This window comes from Streptomyces sp. LMG1-1-1.1 (assembly GCF_040815545.1).
Classification (GTDB): Bacteria; Actinomycetota; Actinomycetes; order Streptomycetales; family Streptomycetaceae; genus Streptomyces.
This window is the reverse complement of the sequence record NZ_JBFPNH010000024.1, coordinates 85,278-107,713: the sequence shown is the minus strand read 5'-3', so window position 1 is coordinate 107,713 and position 22,436 is coordinate 85,278. Positions and strand designations below refer to the sequence as shown.

Annotated in this window: 20 protein-coding genes; 8 read left to right on the top strand and 12 right to left on the bottom strand. The window is 71.5% G+C overall.

Annotated elements, in window-relative coordinates:
* Positions 1–72 precede the first annotated feature (72 nt).
* Complete coding sequence (locus MRBLMG1_RS14500) at positions 73–2,205, bottom strand: ATP/GTP-binding protein (RefSeq protein ID WP_367824313.1); 2,133 nt, start codon at positions 2,203–2,205, stop codon at positions 73–75.
* Positions 2,206–2,845: 640 nt separating this feature from the next.
* Between MRBLMG1_RS14500 and gabT the strand changes: the two genes are divergently transcribed.
* On the top strand, positions 2,846–4,180 hold the full coding sequence (gabT, locus tag MRBLMG1_RS14495; protein WP_367824311.1) for a 4-aminobutyrate--2-oxoglutarate transaminase: 1,335 nt from the start codon (positions 2,846–2,848) through the stop codon (positions 4,178–4,180).
* 118 nt (positions 4,181–4,298) lie between these two features.
* Positions 4,299–5,063 carry a phosphatase PAP2 family protein gene (locus MRBLMG1_RS14490; RefSeq protein WP_367824309.1) on the top strand — a complete coding sequence of 255 codons (765 nt, stop codon included), beginning with the start codon at positions 4,299–4,301 and terminating at the stop codon, positions 5,061–5,063.
* On the opposite strand, the gene MRBLMG1_RS14485 is transcribed toward MRBLMG1_RS14490, so the two are convergent.
* From MRBLMG1_RS14485 to MRBLMG1_RS14450, 8 genes are all read right to left on the bottom strand, one after another.
* Positions 4,999–6,741 carry a chitinase gene (locus MRBLMG1_RS14485; protein WP_367824352.1) on the bottom strand — a complete coding sequence of 581 codons (1,743 nt, stop codon included), beginning with the start codon at positions 6,739–6,741 and terminating at the stop codon, positions 4,999–5,001. The two genes, MRBLMG1_RS14490 and MRBLMG1_RS14485, sit on opposite strands and share 65 nt — an antisense overlap.
* A gap of 222 nt (positions 6,742–6,963) precedes the next feature.
* Positions 6,964–7,443 carry a hypothetical protein gene (locus MRBLMG1_RS14480; protein WP_367824307.1) on the bottom strand — a complete coding sequence of 160 codons (480 nt, stop codon included), beginning with the start codon at positions 7,441–7,443 and terminating at the stop codon, positions 6,964–6,966.
* A gap of 115 nt (positions 7,444–7,558) precedes the next feature.
* Positions 7,559–8,977 carry an NAD(P)/FAD-dependent oxidoreductase gene (locus MRBLMG1_RS14475; protein WP_367824305.1) on the bottom strand — a complete coding sequence of 473 codons (1,419 nt, stop codon included), beginning with the start codon at positions 8,975–8,977 and terminating at the stop codon, positions 7,559–7,561.
* Positions 8,978–9,014: 37 nt separating this feature from the next.
* Entirely contained in the window at positions 9,015–9,812 is a 798-nt protein-coding gene (locus tag MRBLMG1_RS14470; RefSeq protein WP_367824303.1) for an ABC transporter permease, read from the bottom strand.
* On the bottom strand, positions 9,812–10,741 hold the full coding sequence (locus tag MRBLMG1_RS14465; RefSeq protein WP_367824301.1) for an ABC transporter permease: 930 nt from the start codon (positions 10,739–10,741) through the stop codon (positions 9,812–9,814). The genes MRBLMG1_RS14470 and MRBLMG1_RS14465 overlap by 1 nt, the downstream gene beginning before the upstream one ends.
* Positions 10,738–11,907: an ABC transporter ATP-binding protein gene (locus MRBLMG1_RS14460; protein ID WP_367824299.1), complete on the bottom strand. Its 1,170-nt coding sequence runs from the start codon at positions 11,905–11,907 to the stop codon at positions 10,738–10,740. Before MRBLMG1_RS14460 ends, MRBLMG1_RS14465 begins: the two co-directional genes overlap by 4 nt.
* Positions 11,908–11,951: 44 nt before the next feature.
* Positions 11,952–13,199, bottom strand: a complete 1,248-nt coding sequence (locus tag MRBLMG1_RS14455; protein ID WP_367824297.1) for an ABC transporter substrate-binding protein — start codon at positions 13,197–13,199, stop codon at positions 11,952–11,954.
* Between the two features lie 49 nt (positions 13,200–13,248).
* Entirely contained in the window at positions 13,249–14,763 is a 1,515-nt protein-coding gene (locus tag MRBLMG1_RS14450; RefSeq protein ID WP_367824295.1) for a gamma-aminobutyraldehyde dehydrogenase, read from the bottom strand.
* 175 nt (positions 14,764–14,938) lie between these two features.
* Between MRBLMG1_RS14450 and MRBLMG1_RS14445 the strand changes: the two genes are divergently transcribed.
* Positions 14,939–15,487, top strand: coding sequence for an NADAR family protein (locus tag MRBLMG1_RS14445; protein ID WP_367824293.1), 549 nt, complete (start codon positions 14,939–14,941; stop codon positions 15,485–15,487).
* Between the two features lie 89 nt (positions 15,488–15,576).
* On the opposite strand, the gene MRBLMG1_RS14440 is transcribed toward MRBLMG1_RS14445, so the two are convergent.
* The gene (locus tag MRBLMG1_RS14440) at positions 15,577–16,269 is read right to left on the bottom strand and encodes a DUF4190 domain-containing protein (RefSeq protein WP_367824291.1); all 693 of its coding nucleotides are present in this window, start codon (positions 16,267–16,269) and stop codon (positions 15,577–15,579) included.
* Between the two features lie 75 nt (positions 16,270–16,344).
* On the opposite strand from MRBLMG1_RS14440, the gene MRBLMG1_RS14435 reads away from it, so the two are divergent.
* The 5 genes from MRBLMG1_RS14435 to MRBLMG1_RS14415 all read left to right on the top strand — a co-directional run bounded on the left by MRBLMG1_RS14435 (position 16,345) and on the right by MRBLMG1_RS14415 (position 21,303).
* Positions 16,345–17,376, top strand: coding sequence for an adenosine deaminase (locus MRBLMG1_RS14435; RefSeq protein ID WP_367824289.1), 1,032 nt, complete (start codon positions 16,345–16,347; stop codon positions 17,374–17,376).
* 19 nt (positions 17,377–17,395) lie between these two features.
* Complete coding sequence (locus MRBLMG1_RS14430) at positions 17,396–18,085, top strand: glycerophosphodiester phosphodiesterase (RefSeq protein ID WP_367824287.1); 690 nt, start codon at positions 17,396–17,398, stop codon at positions 18,083–18,085.
* Positions 18,086–18,149: 64 nt separating this feature from the next.
* Positions 18,150–19,316, top strand: a complete 1,167-nt coding sequence (locus tag MRBLMG1_RS14425; RefSeq protein WP_367824285.1) for a sensor histidine kinase — start codon at positions 18,150–18,152, stop codon at positions 19,314–19,316.
* Complete coding sequence (locus tag MRBLMG1_RS14420; protein ID WP_367824284.1) at positions 19,313–19,996, top strand: response regulator; 684 nt, start codon at positions 19,313–19,315, stop codon at positions 19,994–19,996. The genes MRBLMG1_RS14425 and MRBLMG1_RS14420 overlap by 4 nt, the downstream gene beginning before the upstream one ends.
* A 128-nt stretch (positions 19,997–20,124) precedes the next feature.
* Complete coding sequence (locus MRBLMG1_RS14415; RefSeq protein WP_367824282.1) at positions 20,125–21,303, top strand: serine hydrolase domain-containing protein; 1,179 nt, start codon at positions 20,125–20,127, stop codon at positions 21,301–21,303.
* Positions 21,304–21,327: 24 nt separating this feature from the next.
* Here MRBLMG1_RS14415 and MRBLMG1_RS14410 read toward each other — a convergent pair whose 3' ends face one another.
* Together MRBLMG1_RS14410 and MRBLMG1_RS14405 are read right to left on the bottom strand one after the other, a co-directional pair.
* A complete protein-coding gene (locus tag MRBLMG1_RS14410; protein ID WP_367824280.1) occupies positions 21,328–21,870 on the bottom strand; it encodes a hypothetical protein in 543 nt (180 codons plus the stop codon).
* 30 nt (positions 21,871–21,900) lie between these two features.
* Positions 21,901–22,431: an HXXEE domain-containing protein gene (locus MRBLMG1_RS14405; protein ID WP_367824278.1), complete on the bottom strand. Its 531-nt coding sequence runs from the start codon at positions 22,429–22,431 to the stop codon at positions 21,901–21,903.
* Between the last annotated feature and the right edge of the window lie 5 nt (positions 22,432–22,436).

The window sequence follows — 22,436 nt, the reverse complement described above, 5'->3', positions numbered from 1 at the left end:
GCGGCGCCCCCGATTGTGCCAGCCCCGATGGGTACCCGCTCAGCCACGCGGACCGGTGGGCACCCGCCCCCGTCAGCCGCGAAGGTCGACGAGCAGCGGCGGCATGTGCTCGCCCCGTACATGCGTGAGCGAGAGCACGGCATGCCCCGGTGGCACCGCGTGCGCGAGCTCCGACGCCGACCACCGCTGCCGCTCCACCTCACGGACGGTGACCGCTTCGGTTGTCACGGCCTTGCCGGTCACCAGCTTGCGCAGGGCGTGGAGGGCCCTGGTCATCGGTTGGTCGGCGAAGACCGTGTGATGGGCCACCTCGGTCGTCTCCACCCGTTCGGTGCCCCACGCCTCGGCGAAGGCCCGGCCGTCCCAGGTGGGCAGCCCGGTGAACGCCATCCGGCATCCGACGGCCGCCAGAAGCGGGCCGTGCAGGGCCTCGGGCACCTCGGCGAGCGTACGGAGGGCGAGTACGACACCCGCGTTCTGCGGGCGCAGTCGCTGGAGGGCCCGCACGGTCCCGGGTGTCAGCGCACCGCCCGCGTCGTCGAGCACCAGGCACGCGAAGTGCCGGCTCCCGGCGCGGTCCCGGGTGACGTGCTGGAACTGGGCGAGCAGCAGCCGGGTGAGCAGGCGCCCCGCCTCCTCGTGGCCTCCGGCCGGCAGGCAGATCCGCACGCGCATCGGATGCTGGGCCACGGCGCCCAGGGAGAAGGGCCGCGCATCGGCCCCGCCTCCGAAGAACTCGGCGAAGACCGGTCGGTCCAGGGCGGTGAGCCGGTCCGCGAGCACGGGCCCCACATCGGTCGCCGTACCCACCTGGCGCATCCGGGACTCCAGCTCGCGGCGCATCGCCTGCGCGCCGTCGGCCGGCAGCAGGTCGAGCAGCGCCCCGAGCGCCTCGCTGCGGGCTTCGAGCAGTTCCCGCAGGACCGGCACGGTCGGGAAATGCCCGTACGCGGCGCGGTAGGGGCCGATCAGCTGGGCCAGCACGGTGGCGGCGCGCCGGGTCTCCACGCCTTCCATGTCGCCGACGAGCCCCTCGGCGAGGAAGGCCGCGGCCTCGTCGGGGTCGACGGCACCGGCGTACAGGTCCAGGTCGTATCGGGAGGACGGGTCGCCCAGTCGCACCACGACGTCGTAGGCCTCGTCGGGACCGAGCGGGGCGCCTGCCGCGCCCACGGCGACGACCGAGCAGGCGCCGGTGAGCGCCTGGAGGCTGAGTGACTCGACGACGGGCGCGACGAGGGAGCGGGTCTTGCCCACACCTGAGGCGCCCACCGCGAGGAGGGACGTGCCGAGGAGCCCGAGGTCGAGCGCGAGACCGGCACCGTGGTAGGCGCGCGGGGTGCGCTCGAGAACGGCTCCCCGCCCCACGCGGACCTGGCCCACGAGCAGGTCGTGGGTGGCCGAACGGTTCGGCAGGTCGCGGTCGCCCGACGGATGGGCACCCGCTGCGGCGCCCTTCCGGAGGACGGTGTCGACGAAGACGGAGCGTCGTTTGGCGTCCTGGCCGCTGTCCTGCCACATACGGCGTACGCGCGCGCAGTCGACGTCGTTCATCCTCCCGGTGACCAGTTCACCGGCAAGGAGGTCGGCAGCCCGGTGCTCGCCCGCGGCCCGGAGCTCGGTCCACTGCGAGCGGGGGCTGCCGGGTTCGGTCCGGCTGGCGGCGGCCGGGGCCGCGGGGGTGGACTTGGCGCGCCACTGCCGGTAGAGGCCCGCCCACTCACCGACGCGGGCGAACGGCCAGACGGCTGCCGCCGCGATCAGCAGGCGCACCGGGTAGAGGACGAACACCGAGGTGGGAATGTCCCAGCCGCCGGTGACCAGGGCGAGGAGGCAGAAGACCGGGTTGACGACGGGCAGCGGGGCCCAGCCGAGGTCGAGCTGCTCGGAGAAGACGAACGCAAGGACGAGCAGGGCTGCCGCGCCCGAGAGCGCGGCGCGCAAGGGTGGACGGCACCGGCCGAGGTAGTAGCGGGCGACCTTGCCCCAGGAGCCGAGGGCGCCGATCCCCCATACGAGTCCGACGAACAGGACGCCGTCGAAGACGCTGTGGGCCGCGACGCCCTCCCACCCCTTCGGTGCGGTGGTGAGGGAGTACCACCAGTCGTTCGGGGTGAAGGTCCGCAGCACGACGTCCGCGTACGGGAGTGTGTTGCGCCGCCAGGCCGACCAGATGATCAGTCCCACGGCTGCGGGGACCAGCATCCCGACGAAGGTGACCGGGGCGAGCCGCACCTTCTCCTGGGGTGGCGGAACGTGCCGGAACCGCCAGATTCCGAGGCCGGCCTCGGGGCGAGGAGCGTCCAGCCACTCGACGACGGACGCGGAGGCCGGTACGCCCGGGGCGCGGGCCGGGCGGGGCGGTACGTCCGGCGGGGCCGGAGGTCGTCCGGGGCCTCCGGCCCGAGCGGGGTCCGGGGCAGGGGAGGAGGGGGTTGCGGGGCGTACCTGGTAGGGCGGTCGTGCGGACGGGGCCTGCGGCATCTGAGGGGCCGGCGCCTCCGCCGGCGGGCCCGCCGGTCGGGGGACCGCGTTTCCCCGGGTGTCGCGTGACTCGTACGTGCCGTCGGTTTCCATGAACCCCTGCCCCCTGACCAGCCAGGTCGCCGCGTCTGTGCCAACGTCAATCTAGTGGGCGTGGGGCGTGGGGGAGGGGTTTCGAGCAGGCGTGCGGCGGATCGGTGGGAGGGGGCTTCCGGGAAGTGGAAGAGGAGGGGACCATGTCCATCGCGGACAACGACACGCACCCCACTACTCCCGATCGGCGCATGCCTGACGGGGCCTCGCGCGCCTAGCCTGCGGAGGAAACCCGCAAGTGCGTCCAGAACACCCCCAGGAGCCCCGCATGAACGCTGTCCCGCAGGAGCGGCGCATCGTCACCGCCATCCCCGGCCCGAAGTCGCAGGAGCTTCAGGCCCGCCGTCTCGACACGGTCGCCGGTGGCGTCGGCTCGACGCTGCCCGTCTTCACCGCGCGGGCCGGCGGGGGCATCATCGAGGACGTCGACGGCAACCGTCTGATCGACTTCGGCTCCGGCATCGCCGTGACCTCGGTCGGCGCGTCCGCCGAGGCCGTGGTGCGCCGCGCCTCCGCGCAGCTCCAGGACTTCACCCACACCTGCTTCATGGTGACGCCGTACGAGGGTTACGTGGAGGTCTGCGAGGCGCTGGCCGAGCTGACCCCGGGCGACCACGCCAAGAAGTCCGCGCTGTTCAACTCGGGCGCCGAGGCCGTCGAGAACGCGGTCAAGATCGCCCGCTCGTACACCAAGCGCCAGGCCGTCGTCGTCTTCGACCACGGCTACCACGGCCGTACGAACCTGACGATGGCGCTGACGTCGAAGAACATGCCGTACAAGCAGGGCTTCGGTCCGTTCGCGCCCGAGGTCTACCGCGTGCCGGTCGCCTACGGCTACCGCTGGCCCACCGGCCCGGAGAACTGCGGCCCCGAGGCCGCCGCCCAGGCGATCGACAACATCACGAAGCAGATCGGCGCCGACAACGTCGCCGCGATCATCATCGAGCCGGTCCTCGGCGAGGGCGGCTTCATCGAGCCGGCCAAGGGCTTCCTGCCGGCGATCGTGAAGTTCGCCAACGACAACGGCATCGTGTTCGTCGCGGACGAGATCCAGTCGGGCTTCTGCCGTACCGGCCAGTGGTTCGCCTGTGAGGACGAGGGCATCGTCCCGGACCTCATCACCACCGCCAAGGGCATCGCGGGCGGTCTGCCGCTCGCCGCCGTCACCGGCCGCGCCGAGATCATGGACTCCGTCCACGGCGGCGGTCTGGGCGGCACCTACGGCGGCAACCCGGTGGCGTGTGCCGCCGCGCTGGGCTCCATCGAGACGATGAAGGAGCTCGACCTCAACGGCAAGGCGCAGCGCATCGAGGAGCTCATGAAGGCCCGCCTGACGGCGATGGCCGAGAAGTTCGACGCCATCGGCGACATCCGCGGCCGCGGTGCCATGATCGCCATCGAGCTGGTCAAGGACCGCGCCACCAAGGAGCCGAACCCGGAGGCCGCCGGTGCGCTGGCGAAGGCCTGCCACGCCGAGGGCCTGCTGGTCCTGACCTGTGGCACCTACGGCAACGTGCTGCGCTTCCTGCCGCCGCTGGTCATCGGCGAGGACCTGCTGAACGAGGGCATGGACGTCATCGAGAACGCGTTCGCCCAGATCTGAGCCGTCCGGGTCCTCAGGGCCCGGATCTCATACACGGTGTGAAGACTCTGTGGGGGGCCGATGGCGGGATGTACTTCCCGCTGTCGGCCCCCTCTTCTCTGGCGTACGGTTTCCGCAGATGAGAGAAACACCCCGGGCGGAGCCTCCCCAGCCCCGTCCACACCGTGCCTTCGCGCACACCACCGGCGCCACGTGCTCCGGGACTCCTCACCGATCGGATGGCCGCACGCCCCATACCCCCCGGGGCGCGCGGCAGCCCGATCCCCTCGGCCGCCCTGGAACCACCCCCCCTGTTCCAGGGCGGCCGGCTCTCTTCTCGGCGCTCGTCGCCCTCGCCGTCGTGACCTGGCAGGTGCTCGTCCACGGCCCCTTGGCCAGGCTCGACGAGCGGGTGTCCGGCGCGGTGGTGGACTCGGTCCCCCGGCGTCTGAGTGAACTCGCCTCCGACCTCGGCAACATGACGGTCGCTCTTCCGGTCCTCGTCTGCGCCATGGCGTACGCCGTGTGGCGGGGCCGCCGCGCCGCCGCTCTCCACGCGGGCCTCGCCATGGCGGCCGTACCGCTGCTCGTGATCCCCCTGAAGGAGTGGACGGCCCGTCCCGGCCCCCTCGAACCCTGGGCCCACGGCTACTACCCGTCCGGGCACACGGCCACCGCGATGGTGGCCTACTTCGGCGCGGCCTTCCTCGTCTCCCGGCGGCTGGTCCCCGTCGCCGCCGTACTGACGGCGGTGACGGGGACCGGGCTCGTCCTGCGGGGCTTCCACTGGCCACTGGACGTGCTGGCCAGCCTCTGCCTGGGGCTGCTGGTCCTGGCCGTCAGCTCCAGTTGTACGCGTCGAAGTTCTTCGAGAAGGACCACTGGTTGTAGCGGTCCCAGTTGATCGACCAGGTCATGAGGCCGCGGAGGGCGGGCCAGGTGCCGTGGGTCTGGTAGGTGCCGCAGTTGGTCTTCCTGGTGAGGCAGTCGAGGGCCTTGGCGACCTCGGCGGGGGCGGTGTGGCCGTTGCCCGCCTGGGTGGAGGCGGGGAGGCCGATGGCGACCTGGTCGGCGCGCAGGGCGGGGAAGAAGCGGTCGGTGTTGCCGGCGACGGGGAAGCCGGTGAGGAGCATGTCGGTCATCGCGATGTGGAAGTCGGCGCCGCCCATGGAGTGGTACTGGTTGTCGAGGCCCATGATGGAGCCCGAGTTGTAGTCCTGGACGTGCAGCAGGGTGAGGTCGTCGCGGAGGGCGTGGATGACGGGCAGGTAGGCGCCGGCGCGGGGGTCCTGGCCGCCCCAGGGGCCGGAGCCGTAGTACTGGTAGCCGAGCTGGACGAAGAAGGTCTCCGGGGCCATGGTGAGGACGAACTTCGCGCCGTACTTGGCCTTGAGGGTCTTGACCGCCTGGACCAGGTTGACGATGACCGGGGTGGTGGGGTTCCGGAAGTCGGTGTCGCCGGTCTGGAGCGAGAGGGAGTGGCCCTCGAAGTCGATGTCGAGGCCGTCGAGGCCGTACTCGTCGATGATCTTCGAGACGGAGGAGACGAAGGTGTCGCGGGCGGCGGTGGTGGCGAGCTGGACCTGGCCGTTCTGGCCGCCGATGGAGATGAGGACCTTCTTGCCGGCGGCCTGCTTGGCCTTGATGGCGGCCTTGAACTCGGCGGCCGACTCGACGTTCGGGCACTCGGTGGCCGGGCAGAGGCCGAAGCGGATGTCGCCTGAGGTCACCGAGGTCGGTTCGCCGAAGGCGAGGTTGATGACGTCCCAGGAGTCGGGGACGTCTGCCATGCGGGTGTAGCCGGAGCCGTTGGCGAAGCTGGCGTGGAGGTAGCCGACGAGCGCGTGGGCGGGCAGGCCGCCGCCCCCGTCTCCGCCGCCGGAGGTCGTGGTGGCGGTGACGGCCGCGGACTTCGGGGACTCGCCGGCGCTGTTCACGGCGGTGACCTGGAAGGTGTACGGGGTGGAGGCGGTGAGTCCGGTCGCGGTGGCCGAGGTGCCGGCGACGGTCTGGACCTTGGTGGCGCCCTGGTAGACGTTGTACGAGGTGGCGCCGGAGACCGCGGTCCAGGTGAGCGGCACGGTGGTGGAGGTCGGGGAGCCTGCCGCGAGACCGGTGGGGGCGGTCGGGAGCTGGACCGGGTCGCCGCCGGGGCCGTACAGGGAGAGGTCGTCGGCCTGGTAGGCGGGGGTGCCGTACCAGCCGTGCGTGTAGATCGTCACCGAGGTGGTGGAGGCGCCGGTGGTGAAGGTGGTGGCGAGGCGCTGCCAGTCGGGGGCGGAGCCGGTCCAGGTGGAGACGTCGGTGGTGCCGGTGCCGGTGGCGCCGAGGTAGACATAGCTGCCGCGGACCCAACCGCTCAGCGTGTACGAGGAGTTGGGCTTGACGGTGACGGTCTGGGAGCAGCGGGCGTTGTCGCTGCCGGCGGGGGTGGCCTGGAGCGCCTTGGTCCCGCCGTGGACGGGCGAGGAGACGGCGGCGCCGCTGCCCGCCGTGCACGTCCAGCCGTCGAGGCCGGCCTCGAAGCCGCCGTTGCGGGCGAGTTCGGTGTCGGCGGCCTGGGCCGAGGGGGTGAGCGCCATGAGTCCGCCGGCGGCGAGGGCGCCCGCCAGCAGGAGGGTGAGGGGTCTGGTGCGGTCCACAACTGCCTCCGGGAGTGGGGGAATCGAGGTGGGAGCGCGCCACAGCATGGTCCAGACCAATTAAGTGGTCAAGACCTCTGTTCGCCGTTCGTCCGCCCCCGGGACCTCCCCGATGCGCCGTTCATCCGCCCCGGGACCTCCCCGATGCGCCGTTCGTCCACGTCAGACCGCGCCGCCCCCTCCTTCACGCCGGGCGAGCCGCCCCGCCGCCTCGTGCATCGCGAGCTCCAGGAGCGAGGCGTCGTTGAGGGTGCCCACGCCGTCCGGCGCCACCAGCCAGCGCACCCCGCCGGTCGACCGGCCGGGATAGGGGACCACGATCCAGGTGCCGGTGCCTGCGCTGCGCACCCCGGTGCCGATCCAGCGGGCGGCGGTGCCCGGCGGGACGAAGAAGCCGATGCGGGATTCGCCGAAGTCGGCCAGGACGGGCCCCGGGCGGTCCACGAGGCGGGTCAGCACGTCGAGGGTGGGGTAGCCGAGTTCGCCCGGCAGGATCAGCACGTCCCAGCGCCTGCCGGCGGGCAGCAGCGCGACCCCGTGCGGGTTGCGCTCCCACTCCCACCGGCAGGCGTCGGGATCGGGCGCGACCGAGGCCAGCCACTCCACCGCACTCTTGGCACCAGAAGCCCCCGTACCGGTCATCTCAACGATCTCCTCTCCGTGCGGACGCGGTGTCCACACGGAGAGAGCGGGTACGGGGGCTCCTCTTACGCGGGTTCGGCTACCCGTCGGTTGTGACCTGTGTCACACGACGGGCTCAGCTGTCGAAGCCGAGGCCCAGCCGGTCCATCGTCTTGAGCCACAGGTTGCGCCGGCCGCCGTTCTCGTCGGCGCGGGCCAGCGCCCACTTGGTGATGCCGATGCCGGCCCAGGCGATCGGCTCGGGCGGGAACGGCATCGGCTTGGAGCGGACCATGTCCAGCTCGGTGCGTTCGGTGCGCTCCCCCGCGAGCAGGTCGAGCATCACGTCCCCGCCGAAGCGGGTGGCGCCGACGCCGAGACCGGTGAAGCCGGCCGCGTACGCCACCTTCCCCTGGTACGCCGTACCGAAGAAGGCCGAGAAGCGCGAGCAGGTGTCGATCGCGCCGCCCCAGGCGTGGCTGAAGCGGAGCCCCTCCAGCTGCGGGAAGCAGCGGAAGAAGTGCTCGGCGAGCTTGAGGTACGTCTCCGGACGGTGGTCCATGTCGGCGTTGAGCTTGCCGCCGAAGGGATAGATCGCGTCGTAGCCGCCCCAGAGGATGCGGTGGTCGGCGGTGATCCGGAAGTAGTGGAACTGGTTGGCGGAGTCGCCGAGGCCCTGCCGGTTCTTCCAGCCGACGGAGGCGAGCTGCTCGGGGCTGAGCGGCTCGGTCATCAGCGCGTAGTCGTAGACCGGGACGGTGTACGGCCGGACGCGCTTGACCAGGGACGGGAAGACGTTGGTGCCGAGCGCGACCTTCTCGGCGACGACGCGGCCGTACGGGGTGCGCACGCCCATGCCGGCGCCGAAGGAGACCAGCTCCAGACCGGGGGTGTTCTCGAAGATCCGTACGCCCAGGTCGAGGCAGGCCCGCTTCAGGCCCCAGGCCAGCTTCGCCGGGTTGAGCATGGCGACGCCGCGGCGGTCCCAGAGGCCGCCGAGGAAGGTCGGGGAGTCGACCTCGGCCCGGACGGCGTCCTGGTCGAGGAGTTCGAGGCCGTCCGCGAGACCGAGCCGCTCGATCTCCTCGTACATGTCGGCGAGTTCCTCGACCTGGTGCGGCTCGGTGGCCACGTCGATCTCGCCGGTGCGCTCGAAGTCGCAGTCCAGGGAGTAGCGGGCGACCGCCTCCTCGATGCCGTCGAGGTTGCGCTCGCCGAGCTCCTCCAGCTTCGGCAGCTCGCCCGGCCAGCGGGCGAGCCCGTTGCCGAAGCCGTGGGTCAGGGAGGCGGCGCAGAAGCCTCCGTTGCGGCCCGAGGCGGCCCAGCCCACCTCGCGGCCTTCGATCAGGACGACATCCCTGGCGGGGTCGCGCTCCTTGGCGAGGAGTGCGGTCCACAGTCCGCTGTATCCGCCGCCGACCACGAGGAGATCGCACTTCTCGGTGCCGGTGAGGGCGGGCAGGGCGCCGGGCTTGCCCGGGTCTTCCAGCCAGAAGGGGACGGGCTGGGCGTCGGAGAGAGATTGTGCAGCGAGACGCATGGCGACTGGGGCCATGGTTTCCAACTCCTTCGGTGCCTGAGCTGCCTATTGCTCAGGCTGTTGCTGTTTTCTTGCGCCGGTTCGCGATGATCTGCCCGGCCACGACCATCAGTACCGCGAGGACGAACATCGCGGTGCCGATGACGTTGATCTGAACGGGGGTTCCGCGCTGCGCCGAGCCCCAGACGAACATGGGGAAGGTGACGGTGTCGGGACCCGCGTTGAAGTTGGTGATGATGAAGTCGTCGAACGAGAGCGCGAAGGCGAGCAGCGCGCCGGCGGCGATGCCGGGGGCGGCGATCGGCAGGGTCACGCGCAGGAAGGTCTGCGCGGGTCCCGCGTAGAGGTCGCGTGCCGCTTCCTCCAGGCGCGGGTCCATGGACATGACCCGGGCCTTGACCGCCGTCACGACGAACGACAGGCAGAACATGATGTGGGCGATCAGGACCGTCCAGAAGCCCAGCTCGATCCCCATGTTGAGGAAGAGGGTGAGCAGCGAGGCGGCCATGACGACCTCGGGCATCGCCATCGGCAGGAAGATCAGCGAGTTGATCGCGCCGCGCGCCCGGAAGCGGTAGCGGACCAGCGCGAAGGCGATCATCGTGCCGAGGACGACCGCGCCGAGCGTCGCCCAGGCGGCGAGCTGGAGCGAGAGCGAGAGCGACTCGCACATGTCGGCGACGCCGCAGGGGTCCTTCCAGGCGTCGAGCGAGAAACGCTGCCAGGAGTAGTTGAAGCGCCCGTTCGGTTTGTTGAACGAGAACACCATGACCACGACGTTCGGCACGATCATGTAGGCGAGCGTGAACAGGCCCGCCAGGACGACGAGGTTCTTCCGGAGCCAGCGCATCAGACCAGGTCCTCCGTTCCCGCCTTGCGGATGTACAGACTGACGATCACCAGGACGATCGCCATGAGGATGAAGGAGAGCGCGGCCGCCGTCGGGTAGTCGAGGACGCGGAGGAACTGCGACTGGATGACGTTTCCGATCATCTTGGTGTCGGTCGAGCCGAGCAGTTCGGCGTTGACGTAGTCGCCGCTCGCCGGGATGAAGGTGAGCAGGGTGCCGGAGACGACGCCGGGCATCGACAGCGGGAAGGTCACCTTGCGGAAGGTGGTGGACGGGGACGCGTACAGGTCCTGCGCGGCCTCGTGCAGCCGGCCGTCGATCCGCTCCAGCGAGGTGTAGAGGGGCAGGATCATGAACGGCAGGTAGTTGTACGTGAGACCGCAGACCACCGCCATCGGCGTGGCCAGCACCCGTTCACCGTCGGTCCAGCCGAGCCAGCTGGTCACGTCCAGGAGGTGCAGCGCGTTCATCAGTTCGACGACGAAGCTGTCGTCGGCCAGGATCGTCTTCCACGCCAGCGTCCTGATGAGGAAGCTGGTGAAGAAGGGCGCGATGACCAGGACGAGCAGCAGGTTGCGCCAGCGGCCCGCCTTGAAGGCGATGAGGTACGCGAGCGGGTAGCCGAGCAGCAGGCAGAGCAGGGTCGCGGTGCCCGCGTACAGCACCGAGCGCAGGAGCTGCGGCCAGTACTCGGTGAAGGCGTCCACATAGGTCTGGAAGTGCCAGGTGACCTTGAAGCCCGCTTCCAGGCTGCCCTCCTGGACGGAGGTCGAGGCCTGGTAGACCATCGGCAGCGCGAAGAAGACGAGCAGCCAGATGATGCCGGGCAGCAGCAGCAGGTACGGGACGAGCCGCCTGCGGGTCGAAGGCTTGCGAAGAACCGGTTCCTCTGTCGGAGGCGCGTCCTTCGTCAGCGTGGGAGTGCTCATCCGGCGTCCTCCACCGTCTCCACGCCCGCGTCGATGTCCTGCGCCGCGTCGAGCCCGAAGGTGTGCGCCGGGTTCCAGTGCAGGACGACCTCGGCGCCGGGGACCAGGCGGGTGTCGCGCTCTATGTTCTGCTCGTAGACCTGGAGCTCCGCGCCCGCCGGCGAGTTCACCACGTACTGGGTGGAGACGCCGATGAACGAGGAGTCGGCGATCCGGCCGGTGACGCGGTTGCGGCCGTCGGCGATCGAGCCCGCGTCGTCGGCGTGCGCGAGCGAGATCTTCTCGGGCCGGACGCCGACGAGCACCTTGCCGCCCTGGCGGACGGCGGAGGTACAGCGGTCGCCGGGGATCCGGAGCTTGCCGCCGCCGGCGGTGGCGAGCACGTCCGAGCCGGTCTCCAGGACCTCGGCCTCGATGAGGTTGGAGGTGCCGAGGAAGTTGGCGACGAAGGTGGTCTGGGGGTTCTCGTACAGGTCGGCGGGGGCGCCGAGCTGCTCGACCCGGCCGCCGTTCATGACCGCGACCTGGTCGGCCATGGTCATGGCCTCCTCCTGGTCGTGGGTGACGTGCACGAAGGTGATGCCGACCTCGGTCTGGATCCGCTTGAGTTCCAGCTGCATCTGACGGCGCAGTTTGAGGTCGAGGGCGCCGAGCGGCTCGTCGAGGAGCAGCACCTGCGGGTGGTTGATGAGCGCGCGGGCCACGGCGACGCGCTGCTGCTGGCCGCCGGAGAGCTGGTGCGGCTTGTGGTGGGCCTTGTCGCCGAGCTGGACGAGCTCCAGCATGTCGTCGACCTGCTTCTTCACCGACTTGATGCCGCGGCGGCGCAGGCCGAAGGCGATGTTCTCGGTGATGTCCATGTGCGGGAAGAGCGCGTAGGACTGGAAGACGGTGTTGACCGGCCGCTTGTACGGCGGGAGGTCGGTGACGTCCTTGTCGCCGAGGAAGACGGTGCCGGTGCTCGGGTCCTCCAGGCCGGCGATCATGCGCAGCGTGGTGGTCTTGCCGCAGCCGGAGGCGCCGAGGAGGGCGAAGAAGGAGCCCTGCGGGACGGTCAGGTCGAGCGGGTGGACGGCGGTGAAGGAGCCGTACGTCTTGCTGATCCCGGTGAGACGGACGTCGCCGCCGCCCGTGTTCTTTCCAGTGTGAGCAGTCTTGTCAGTCATGGGTTGCGGTCCCAGGGGAGTGAGAGAGGTGGACGAGGCCGGACTCAGGCGCCGATGAGCTTGGCGAACTTCTCCTCGTACGCCGTCTCCTCCGCGCTGGTGAGCGAGCGGAAGGCGTGCGACTTCTTGGCCATGGCCTTGTCCGGGAGGATCAGCGTGTTGTTCGCGAGCTCGGGGTCGATCTTGGCGAGCTCGTCCTTCACCCCGTCGACGGGGCAGACGTAGTTGATGTACGCGGCGAGCTGGGCGGCGACGGGGAGCTCGTAGTAGTAGTCGATGAGCTTCTCGGCGTTCGTCTTGTGCCGGGACTGCGCGGGGACGAGCAGGTTGTCGCTGGAGGTGATGTATCCGGCGGACGGGATCGCGTAGCGGATGTCCGGGTTGTCCGCCTGGAGCTGGATGACGTCACCGGCCCAGGCGAGGCAGGCCGCCAGGTCGCCCTTGTCCAGGTCGGAGGTGTAGTCGTTGCCCGTGAAGCGGCGGATCTGCTTCTTGTCGACGCCCTTCTGGAGGCGCCCGATCGCCGCGTCGTAGTCGGCGTCCGTGAACTTCCCCGGGTCCTTGCCGAGGTCGAGCAGGGTCATGCCGACGGAGTCGCGCATCTCCGTGAGGAAGCCGACCCGGCCCTTGAGGGAGGGGTCGTCCAGGAGCTGGGTGACCGAGTCGACCTTCTTCCCGCCGGTCGCCTTGATGTTGTACGCGATGACGGTGGAGATGCCCGTCCACGGGTACGAGTAGGCGCGGCCCGGGTCCCAGTCGGGGCTGCGGAACTGGGTGGAGAGGTTCGCGTACGCGTGGGGCAGGTTCGAGGCGTCGAGCTTCTGCGCCCAGCCGAGCCGGATCATCCGGGCGGCGAGCCAGTCGGTGACGCAGATCAGGTCGCGGCCGGTGTCCTGGCCGGCCGCGAGCTGCGGCTTGATCTTGCCGAAGAACTCGACGTTGTCGTTGATGTCCTCGGTGTACTTGACCTTGATCCCGGTGCGTCGGGCGAACGCCTCCAGGGTCGGGCGGGACTTCTCGTCCTCGCTGACGTCCATGTACTCGGTCCAGTTGGAGAAGGCGACGCTCTTCTCCTTGGCCGACACGTCGATGGACGCGGGGCCCTGGCCCTCCCGCTTGGCCGGCGGGATGCCACAGGCGCTCAGGCCGGCGAGGCCGCCGACGGTGAGCGCGCCGACGCCACCCGCGCGCAGCATCGATCGACGGCTGAGGGCGCCCCGGCCGCTCGTCATGCTGCGCCGTATCGCCGCCAGCTGCGCGGCGGACAGGCTGTCGGGCTCGTACTGCTCCATGCGCTGTGCCCTTTCGGGATGGGTGGGCCGCTGGTCGGGCGGCGAATTGCTATCGGTCCCCGAAGATCGTGCGGTGCCAATCCTTGGCCGCCACCGCTGTGTTGTCGAACATCACGTGCTTGACCTGCGTGTACTCCTCGAAGGAGTACACCGACATGTCCTTTCCGTAGCCCGATGCCTTGGTGCCGCCGTGCGGCATCTCGCTGATGATCGGGATGTGGTCGTTGACCCATACGCAGCCCGCCTTGATCTCCCGCGTGGCGCGGTTGGCGCGGTAGACGTCGCGGCTCCAGGCGGAGGCGGCGAGGCCGTACGGGGTGTCGTTGGCGAGCCGGATGCCCTCGTCGTCGCCGTCGAAGGGCAGGGCCACCAGGACCGGCCCGAAGATCTCCGACTGCACGACCTCGCTGTCCTGGTCGGCGCCGGTGATCAGGGTCGGACGGTAGTACGCGCCGTTCTTGAGGTCGCCGCCGGGGGCTTCGCCGCCGGTGACGACGGTGGCGTAGCCGCGGGCACGCTCGACGAAGGCGGCGACGCTGTCCCGGTGGCGGTGGCTGACGAGCGGGCCGAGGTCGGTGTCCGCCGCGAAGGGGTCGCCGACGCGGACGGTCTCCATCAGTTCGGCGACCCGGGCGACGAAGGCGTCGAAGAGCGGGCGCTGGACGTACGCGCGGGTGGCGGCGGTGCAGTCCTGGCCGCTGTTGATGAGGGAGGCGGCGACGGCGCCGTGGGCGGCTGCCTCCAGGTCGGCGTCGTCGAAGACGACGAAGGGGGCCTTGCCGCCGAGTTCGAGGTGGAGCCGCTTCACGGTGGCGGTGGCGACCTCGGCGACCCGCTTGCCGACCGGCGTGGAGCCGGTGAAGGAGGTCATGACCACGTCGGGGTGGCCGACGAGGTGCTCGCCGACGACCCGCCCGGAGCCGCTGACGACGTTGATCACACCGTCGGGGATGCCGGCCTTCTTCGCCGCCTGCGCGAACATCAGCGAGGTCAGCGGGGTGAGCTCGGCGGGCTTGAGGACGATCGTGTTGCCGGCGGCGACGGCCGGGAGGATCTTCCAGGCGGCCATCTGGAGCGGGTAGTTCCAGGGGGCGATGGAGCCGATGACACCGATCGCCTCCCGCCGGATGTACGAGGTGTGGTCGCCGTCGTACTCGGCGGCCGACTGGCCCTGGAGGTGGCGGGCGGCGCCGGCGAAGAACGCGGTGTTGTCGATCGTGCCGGGCACGTCGAACTCGGTGGTGAGCTTCAGCGGCTTGCCGCACTGGAGCGACTCGACCCGCGCGATGTCGTCCGCCCACTCGGCGAGGACACCGGCGAGGCGGTGCAGCGCGTCGGAGCGCTCGCCCGGGGTGGCGCCCGACCAGCCGGGGAAGGCCGCCTTGGCGGCGGCGACGGCGTCGTCCACGTCGGCCGTGGACGCGAGCGCGTAGGTGTACACGCTGTCCCCGGTCGCGGGGTCGATCACGCTGTGTTCCTGACCGGAGGTTCCGGCCCGGAGCCGCCCGCCGATGTACTGTGCGCCGTCCGCGAAGCGGTCCGTCACCTGGAAGCGGTTGCCCATGACGCTCTCCGTTGTCCCAGCTCGAATTGAGTGCCGATCCTGACATGGGGAAAGGGCCTCAACAAGTGATTCCGTTGTTGCCTTTTGGTTACGCGACGGAATCGGTGGACCATGTGTCGAGGCAGCCGGAAAATCTCCGTACGGAATGTCAGTGGCGGCTGCCACACTCGCATGCATGAACAAGATCGACGAGCTGACACAGCAGGTCAACAGGGGTGACCGTCCGAAGTGGCTGCTCTTCTGGGGCCACCGCCCCCACCCGGACGGGCGGCTTTCCGCGAGCTGCCTGAGCCAGTGGTGGCCGGCCCCGTTCACGGTCGACGGAGTGGCGTACGCGACGGCCGAGCACTGGATGATGGCGGCCAAGGCCCGCCTCTTCGGGGACGCCGACGCCGAGCGCGCGGCGCTGACCGCCCGTACCCCCGCGGAGGCCAAGAAGGCGGGCCGGCTCGTCCGGGGCTTCGACGACGCCGTGTGGGAGCGGGAGCGCCTCGGGATCGTCGTCGAGGGCAGCGTCCACAAGTTCTCGTCGAACGAGGCCCTGCGCGGGTACCTCCTGGGCACCGGCGACCGGATCCTGGTGGAGGCCAGCCCGGTGGACCGCGTGTGGGGCATCGGGCTGGCCGCCGACGACCCCGGCGCCCACGACCCGGCCCGCTGGCGCGGCCTGAACCTCCTGGGCTTCGCGCTGATGGAGGCCCGGGACCGGCTGCGCGGCGCCTGACCGGCGAAGGCACCACCGGCACAGGCCCCCTGGTACGCGAAGGTCCCGCACCTCACCGAGGTGCGGGACCTTCGCGCGTCGTGCGGGGCTCAGCGCTCGATCTCGAGCACCAGGCTCGACGAGAACGGGTCCTCGTCGGTGCCGGAGTCGTCGAAGGACGAGGAGTCCTGGGCGATGGCCCAGATGATGAAGCCGAGGAAGACGGCGCTCACCACGGTGCCGATGGAGCCGAGCACGATGCCCGCGATGGCCATGCCCCGGTTCGTCGCCTCGCCCCGGTTGACCTTCTTCAGGCCGATGACGCCGAAGATCAGGGCGAGGATGCCGAGGATCATGCCCAGGCCGTACATACAGAATCCGGCCACCGCGATGATGCCGAGCACCATCGCGGTCGTCCCCATGCCGTTGGACGGGGACTGCTGCCAGCCCGGCTGGCCGTACCCCGAGCCGTAGCCCGGGTAGCCGTAGCCGGACACGGCCGGGGCCGTCGGCGCGACCGGCTGCGGGGCCGGGGCCGCCGGGTAGCCGTAGGCGCCTGGCGTGGCCGGCGGGTAGCCGTAGGCATCGGGCGTGGCCGCGGGGCCGCCCGGGGCGACCGGGGGCGGCGGGACGTCGCCGCCGGGGCCGGTGGCGGCCGGCATCGACGTGACCGTCATCTGGTCGTGCACGGGCGGTGGCGTCGGTGTAGGCGACTTGCTCAGTTCCACCCCGTCGCGGTTCGGCGGAGCCCACGGGTCCGCCGGGTCGTACCCGCCCTGCGGCTGGTCTCGATTGTCAGACATGGGCCTCCCCCATCGTGGTCACGCCATGCTACGACCTCACCCCTACGGGGGACCCGCCCGGCCTACGATGATCGGATGACCGATCTCCACCCCTTCATCGCCGGCCTGCCCAAGGCCGAACTGCACGTCCACCACGTGGGCTCCGCCTCGCCGCGGATCGTCGCCGAGCTCGCCGCCCGGCACCCCGACTCCAAGGTCCCCACGGACCCGGAGGCGCTGACCGACTACTTCACGTTCACGGACTTCGCGCACTTCATCGACGTCTACCTGTCCGTCGTCGACCTGGTCCGCACCCCGGAGGACGTCCGGCTGCTGACCTTCGAGGTCGCCCGGGACATGGCCCGGCAGAACATCCGGTACGCCGAACTCACCATCACCCCCTACTCCTCCACCCGCCGCGGCATCGACGAGCGGGCCTTCATGGCGGCGATCGAGGACGCCCGCAAGGCGGCCGAGGCCGAGTTCGGCACGGTCCTGCGCTGGTGCTTCGACATCCCCGGCGAGGCCGGCCTCGTCTCCGCCGAGGAGACCGCGCGGCTCGCGACGACCGACGGGCTGCGCCCGGAGGGCCTGGTCTCCTTCGGCCTCGGCGGCCCGGAGATCGGCGTGCCGCGCCCGCAGTTCAAGCCGTACTTCGACCTGGCCCGCGCGGCCGGCCTGCACTCCGTCCCGCACGCGGGCGAGACGACGGGACCGGAGACGGTCTGGGACGCGATCCGGGACCTGGGCGCCGAGCGCATCGGCCACGGCACCAGCTCCGTCAAGGACCCCGAACTCCTGGCGTACCTCGCCGAGCACCGGATCGCCCTGGAGGTGTGCCCGACGTCGAACATCGCGACCCGGGCCGTCGCCACCCTGGAGGAGCACCCGATCCGGCGGATGGTCGACGCCGGCGTCCTCGTCACGATCAACAGCGACGACCCGCCGATGTTCGGCACGGACCTCAACAACGAGTACGCCGTCGCCGCCCGCCTCCTCGGCCTCGACGAGCGCGGTGTCGCCGCCCTCGCCAAGAACGCGGTGGAGGCCTCCTTCCTCGACGCGGCCGGCAAGGCCCGGATCGCCGCCGAGATCGACACGTACACGAACGACTGGCTGGCGCGCTGACGGCGACGAGAATGGGGCCATGCGCTCCGTCACTGTCGTAGGCCATCGCGGCGACCCGTACCGCGTCCGTGAGAACACGCTCCCCTCGATCGCCTCGGCGATCGAGCGGGGGGCGGACGCCGTCGAGATCGACGTCCGGCTGACCGAGGACGGCGTGCCCGTCCTCCTCCACGACGACACCCTGAAGCGGCTGTGGGGCCACGACCGTCCCCTCGCGGCGCTCACGTACGAGCAGGTGCGCGAGCTGACGCACGACGGGGTGCCGACCCTGCGCGAGGCGCTGCTCGCCGCCGGGGAGCACCGGCTGATGCTGGACCTGCCGGGCGGGAACGAGGAGTCGGTCCGCCGGATCGTCGGCACGGTCCGCGAATGCGGCGCGGGTGAGCGGGTGTACTACTGCGCCGGGGCCGTCGCCATGCTCCAGGTGCGGGCCGCCGACCCGGCCGCCGAGATCGCCCTGACCTGGACCACGCTCGCCCCGCCCCGGCCCGTGCTGATCGACGCGGTACGGCCCAGGTGGCTCAACTACCGCTTCGGCCTGGTGAGTCGGGAGCTCGGCGAGCGGGTCCACCGGGACGGGCTGCTGATCTCCTCCTGGACGGCGGACACCCGGCGCACCATGCGTAAGCTGATCTTGAGTGGGGTCGACTCCATCACCACGAACCGCGTCGACGCCCTCGCCTCCGTCCTGCGAAAGGCCCACGCGTGAACGACCGCACCCGGACCGACCTCGCCCCCGGCCCCCGGCCGTCCGCCGTGAGACCCACGCCGTAATGGGCATACGGGGGGATCTGAGGAACCACTGGGAGCGCACACGGAGTTGGGGCGCGGCGAACCCGTGGGCGGTGGACATCGGGATCGCGCTGCTCGTACAGGCGGCGATGACGATGCCGTTCGTGGTGCCGCGCGGGCCCGAACTCGAACCGGCGACCTGGCCCGCGTACGGCCTGACGACGCTCACCGTGCTGCCGCTGGTCTGGCGGCGGCGCGCGCCGCTCGCCGTACTGCTCGCGATCGTGGCGGCGAGCGCGCTGTACAAGCTGGCCCTGGAGGGGCCGGGTCAGCCGCTGCCGTACACCGGGCTCGTCAGCGTCTACACGGTCGCCGCGCTGTCGCCGCCGTGGCAGCGGCTCACGACGGCGGCGCTGCTGGTGGTCGCGGTGCCGGCCTCGGTGTGGCTCAACACCCAGTCGGCACGCGAACTGACCTTCTCGCTCTTCGTGTTCGGCGCCGCGTACGTCTTCGGGCGGCTCCAGGACGCCCGGCAGCGGGCGCACCGGATCGAGGCCGAGCAGGCCGCCGCGCGCGAACGGGCGCGGATCGCACGGGAGATGCACGACATCCTGTCGCACGCGGTGAGCCTGATGATCGTGCAGGCCGAGGCCGGTCCGGTGGCGGTGCGGGCGGCGCCCGAGCGCGCCGAGGCCGCGTTCGAGGCGATCTCGGAGACCGGCCGCGAGGCGATGGCCCAGCTGCGCCACATGCTGGGGCTGCTGCGCGAGGGCGACGAGGGAGCCGCTCCCCGTGAACCGCAGCCGGACCTCGGAGGCATCCCCGACCTGGTGGAACGGGTGCGGGCCAGCGGCCTCACCGTCGGGTACGAGACGGAGGGCGGGGTACGCGCGCTGCCGGCGGCGACCGGCGCGAGCGCGTACCGGATCGTCCAGGAGGCGCTGACGAACGTGGTCAAGCACGCCCAGGCCCGCGCGGCGGACGTCCGGCTGGCATACGGGGACGGCGTCCTGCGCGTGACGGTGACGGACGACGGCCGCGGCCCCCGGCCCGGGTCCGGCGGGCACGGGCTCGTCGGCATCAGGGAGCGGGCCGCCGCGCACGGCGGGACGGCGGCGATGGGCCCGGGCCCGGGCGGCCGGGGCTTCGAGGTGCGGGTCCTGCTGCCCGTGCCTTCCGGGGCGGAGACGGTGGAGGCGGGGAGATGACGATCCGGGTGGTGGTCGCGGACGACCAGGAACTGGTCCGCAGCGGCTTCGCGATGATCCTGGACGCGCAGCCGGACATCGAGGTGGTCGCGGAGGCCGGGGACGGGGCCGAGGCCGTCGAGGCGGTGCGCCGGCTCGCGCCCGACGTGGCGCTCCTCGACATCCGGATGCCCCGGACGGACGGCATCGAGGCCTGCCGGACGATCAGCGCGGAGTCCGGCTGCCGGACCGTGATCCTGACGACCTTCGACACCGACGCGTACGTGTACGAGGCGCTGCACGCGGGCGCGAGCGGCTTCCTCCTGAAGGACGTGCGCCGCGACGACCTGGTGCACGCGGTGCGGGTGGTGGCGGCGGGCGACTCGCTGCTCGCGCCGTCGGTGGCCCGGCGGCTCGTGGAGCAGTACACGGCGGGCGGGCCGCGCGCGACGGCCCCGGGCCCCGACCCCCGGCTCGACGTGCTGACCGGCCGCGAGCGGGAGACGCTGCTGCTGCTCGCGCGCGGGCTCTCCAACGCGGAGATCGCGGCGGAGCTGGTGGTCAGCGACCACACGGTGAAGACGCACGTGGGCAACGTCCTCGCCAAGCTGGGGCTGCGCGACCGGATCCAGGCGGTGATCTGCGCGTACGAGACGGGTCTGGTCTCGGCGGGTTCTCCCCCGCCCGGGGGAGGCGGGTAGCCCGCTCCTCCCCCGTGTCGGCGAGGAACCGGCCCGCAGGAGACCGCCGGTGCGGGCGATCCGCGGAGCGCCGCAGGTCAGCAGGATGGAGCCATCGAGAACAACGGCTCACACCACCGGAGTTGACCATGAGGAAGTCCACCCGCACGCTGCTCGCCGCCGCCTTGGTCCTGGGCATCGCCTCAGGGCCCGCGCTCTCCCCGGCCTTCGCGGCGGCGCCCCCTGCGGCCGCGTCCCCGGTGTCCGCGCCGGCCCCGTCGAGCCCGGACCTGGGCGCGGTGATCGCCGGGCTGCCCCGCGCCGACGCGACGGCCGCACTGGTCCGGGTCGGCGGCTCGGAGGGCTCGTGGCAGGGCAGTGCGGGTGTGCACGACCTGGAGTCGAACGCCCCCGCGGACCCGGCGGCCCGCTTCCGGGCGGGTTCCGTGACGAAGGTGTTCACGGCGGCGACCGTCCTCCAGCTGGCCGCCGAGGGCCGGATCGACCTGGACCGCCCGGCCCGCTCGTACCTCCCGGACCTGATCCCCGGCCGGTACGCCCGGGTGACCGTGCGCCAGCTCCTGAACCACACCCACGGCATCCCGGCCGCCGACATGCCCGGCGAGACGGTGGAGGAGTGGTACGCGAACCGGTTCGCCGTCCACACCCCCGAGGAGATGGTCCGCTCGGCGACGGCCAAGCCGCGCGAGTTCCGGCCCGGCACCCGGCAGCACTACCTCAACATCGGCTACACGATCGCCGGCCTGATCGTGGAGCGGGTCACCGGCGACTCCTACGCGCATCAGGTGGAGCGCCGGATCCTGCGGCCGCTCGGCCTGCGCGACACCTCCTTCCCCGGCACCGCGGCCGGGATCGCCGGGCCGTACAACCACGGCTACCAGACCATGCGGCTCGACGACGGCACGACCGGGCTCCGCGACGTCTCCGTGTGGGGGGTGACGGACGGCTGGGCCGCCGGTGACCTCGTCTCGACCACCGCCGACCTGGAGCGGTTCACCCGGGCCCTGTTCGCGGGCCGGGTGGTGCGGGGTCCCCTCCTGGAGGAGATGTTCACCCTGCCGAAGGTGGCGGACCTGCGGTCCGGCGACCCGGCCGCGTACTCCGCCGGCCTGTCCATGAAGCGGCTCGGCGGGCGGGAGGTGTGGGGCAAGACCGGCGGCCGCTGGGGCTACAACACGGCCATCGCCTCGACCCGCGACGGTGCCCGCACCCTCGTCTACAGCGTCAACGCCACCGACGCCAAGGGCCAGGACATGAACCGCACCGCCCTGACCCTGATGGTCTCGGCCTTCGGCCTCCCCGACTAGCCCGGCCTGAAGGGCGAGCCACCCCTAGGCGGAAACGGCCTCGCCCACGGGAGCCGCGGCCGTCGCGGCCTCCAGGCGCTTGATCAGCCGGCGTACGTGGAGCAGCGGCAGGATGCCGATCACCCCGAACGACATGTCGATGACCGACCACCAGAAGGGGATGCCCCGGATCGGGCCGCAGATCAGGGCGAGCGGGATGACGCCGACGCAGGCGATCATCCCGAACTCGACGACCCAGATGTTGCGAACGGGGTCGCGGTACACCCCGTAGAAGGCGACCGCGATGACGAGGTGCGCGAAGGCGAGCCAGTCGGTGCCGTAGAGGACGTACGGGGCGTCCCGGTCGGTGGCGGTGAGGCCGTCCCGCACCCGGTGGATCCACTCGGCGAGTCCGGGGAGCAGGTCGGCGACGGGGGCGGCCCAGCCGGTCAGCGCGGAGTCCACGAGCCGGAGTTCGGTCACGAGCGGGAAGGCGGTGGCCCCGCTCAGGACCAGGCAGACGACGAAGACGATCAGCCAGACGCGGATGTTCCTGAGAGGGGCTCTCGGCCCGTTCGTGTCGCTCACGGGGACAGCCTACGCCCCTCTTGAACGTGTTCAGAAACGGGGCGCGAGCCGTCGCGCGACGGCGTGCGAGACCACCGTCGCCCCCGCCGCCACCGCGAGCCCCGCCACCACTCCCCCGAGCCCGACGGGCCGCAGCACCCCGGCCCGCCGCAGCCGGCCGCGCGCCCACAGGGAGAAGGGGATGACGACGAGCGGCGAGGTGACCGAGCCGGGCGTCACGCCCCGGACCGCGGCGGCCTGCGCGAGATGGACCAGACCGTGCAGCCCGAAGCCGGTCACCGCGCCCTGGTAGAAGGCGGACCGGCCGCCCGAGCGCCCGCCCGCCACGGCGGCGCCGCCGACGATCAGCGCCATCACCCCGACGGCCAGGGCGAATTCACGGTCGTCGACCCCCTCGGCAGCCTTCCAGACCGCCTCCGGGACTCCGGGGAAGCGCTCCCGCAGCCCCGGCAGGTTCTCCCGGAGCCAGCGCGGGCCGCAGGCGAGCTCCTCCAGGTCGTGCACGGCCCAGGCGAGGAACAGCCCGTAGGTGGCGAGTGGTTCGAGGCGTGTGTCGGTCATGCCTG

Excerpts from the sequence above, each read along its gene's own strand:
- MRBLMG1_RS14415 (WP_367824282.1), top strand. The coding sequence starts at position 20,125 with ATGAGGAAGTCCACCCGCACGCTGCTCGCCGCCGCCTTGGTCCTGGGC.
- MRBLMG1_RS14475 (WP_367824305.1), bottom strand. The coding sequence starts at position 8,977 with ATGGCCCCAGTCGCCATGCGTCTCGCTGCACAATCTCTCTCCGACGCC.
- MRBLMG1_RS14490 (WP_367824309.1), top strand. The coding sequence starts at position 4,299 with ATGAGAGAAACACCCCGGGCGGAGCCTCCCCAGCCCCGTCCACACCGT.
- MRBLMG1_RS14405 (WP_367824278.1), bottom strand. The coding sequence starts at position 22,431 with ATGACCGACACACGCCTCGAACCACTCGCCACCTACGGGCTGTTCCTC.
- MRBLMG1_RS14440 (WP_367824291.1), bottom strand. The coding sequence starts at position 16,269 with ATGTCTGACAATCGAGACCAGCCGCAGGGCGGGTACGACCCGGCGGAC.
- MRBLMG1_RS14500 (WP_367824313.1), bottom strand. The coding sequence starts at position 2,205 with ATGCTGGTCCCCGCAGCCGTGGGACTGATCATCTGGTCGGCCTGGCGG.
- MRBLMG1_RS14430 (WP_367824287.1), top strand. The coding sequence starts at position 17,396 with ATGCGCTCCGTCACTGTCGTAGGCCATCGCGGCGACCCGTACCGCGTC.
- MRBLMG1_RS14465 (WP_367824301.1), bottom strand. The coding sequence starts at position 10,741 with ATGAGCACTCCCACGCTGACGAAGGACGCGCCTCCGACAGAGGAACCG.
- MRBLMG1_RS14480 (WP_367824307.1), bottom strand. The coding sequence starts at position 7,443 with ATGACCGGTACGGGGGCTTCTGGTGCCAAGAGTGCGGTGGAGTGGCTG.
- MRBLMG1_RS14485 (WP_367824352.1), bottom strand. The coding sequence starts at position 6,741 with ATGGCGCTCACCCCCTCGGCCCAGGCCGCCGACACCGAACTCGCCCGC.
- MRBLMG1_RS14460 (WP_367824299.1), bottom strand. The coding sequence starts at position 11,907 with ATGACTGACAAGACTGCTCACACTGGAAAGAACACGGGCGGCGGCGAC.
- MRBLMG1_RS14455 (WP_367824297.1), bottom strand. The coding sequence starts at position 13,199 with ATGGAGCAGTACGAGCCCGACAGCCTGTCCGCCGCGCAGCTGGCGGCG.
- MRBLMG1_RS14450 (WP_367824295.1), bottom strand. The coding sequence starts at position 14,763 with ATGGGCAACCGCTTCCAGGTGACGGACCGCTTCGCGGACGGCGCACAG.
- MRBLMG1_RS14420 (WP_367824284.1), top strand. The coding sequence starts at position 19,313 with ATGACGATCCGGGTGGTGGTCGCGGACGACCAGGAACTGGTCCGCAGC.
- gabT (WP_367824311.1), top strand. The coding sequence starts at position 2,846 with ATGAACGCTGTCCCGCAGGAGCGGCGCATCGTCACCGCCATCCCCGGC.
- MRBLMG1_RS14425 (WP_367824285.1), top strand. The coding sequence starts at position 18,150 with ATGGGCATACGGGGGGATCTGAGGAACCACTGGGAGCGCACACGGAGT.
- MRBLMG1_RS14435 (WP_367824289.1), top strand. The coding sequence starts at position 16,345 with ATGACCGATCTCCACCCCTTCATCGCCGGCCTGCCCAAGGCCGAACTG.
- MRBLMG1_RS14445 (WP_367824293.1), top strand. The coding sequence starts at position 14,939 with ATGAACAAGATCGACGAGCTGACACAGCAGGTCAACAGGGGTGACCGT.
- MRBLMG1_RS14470 (WP_367824303.1), bottom strand. The coding sequence starts at position 9,812 with ATGCGCTGGCTCCGGAAGAACCTCGTCGTCCTGGCGGGCCTGTTCACG.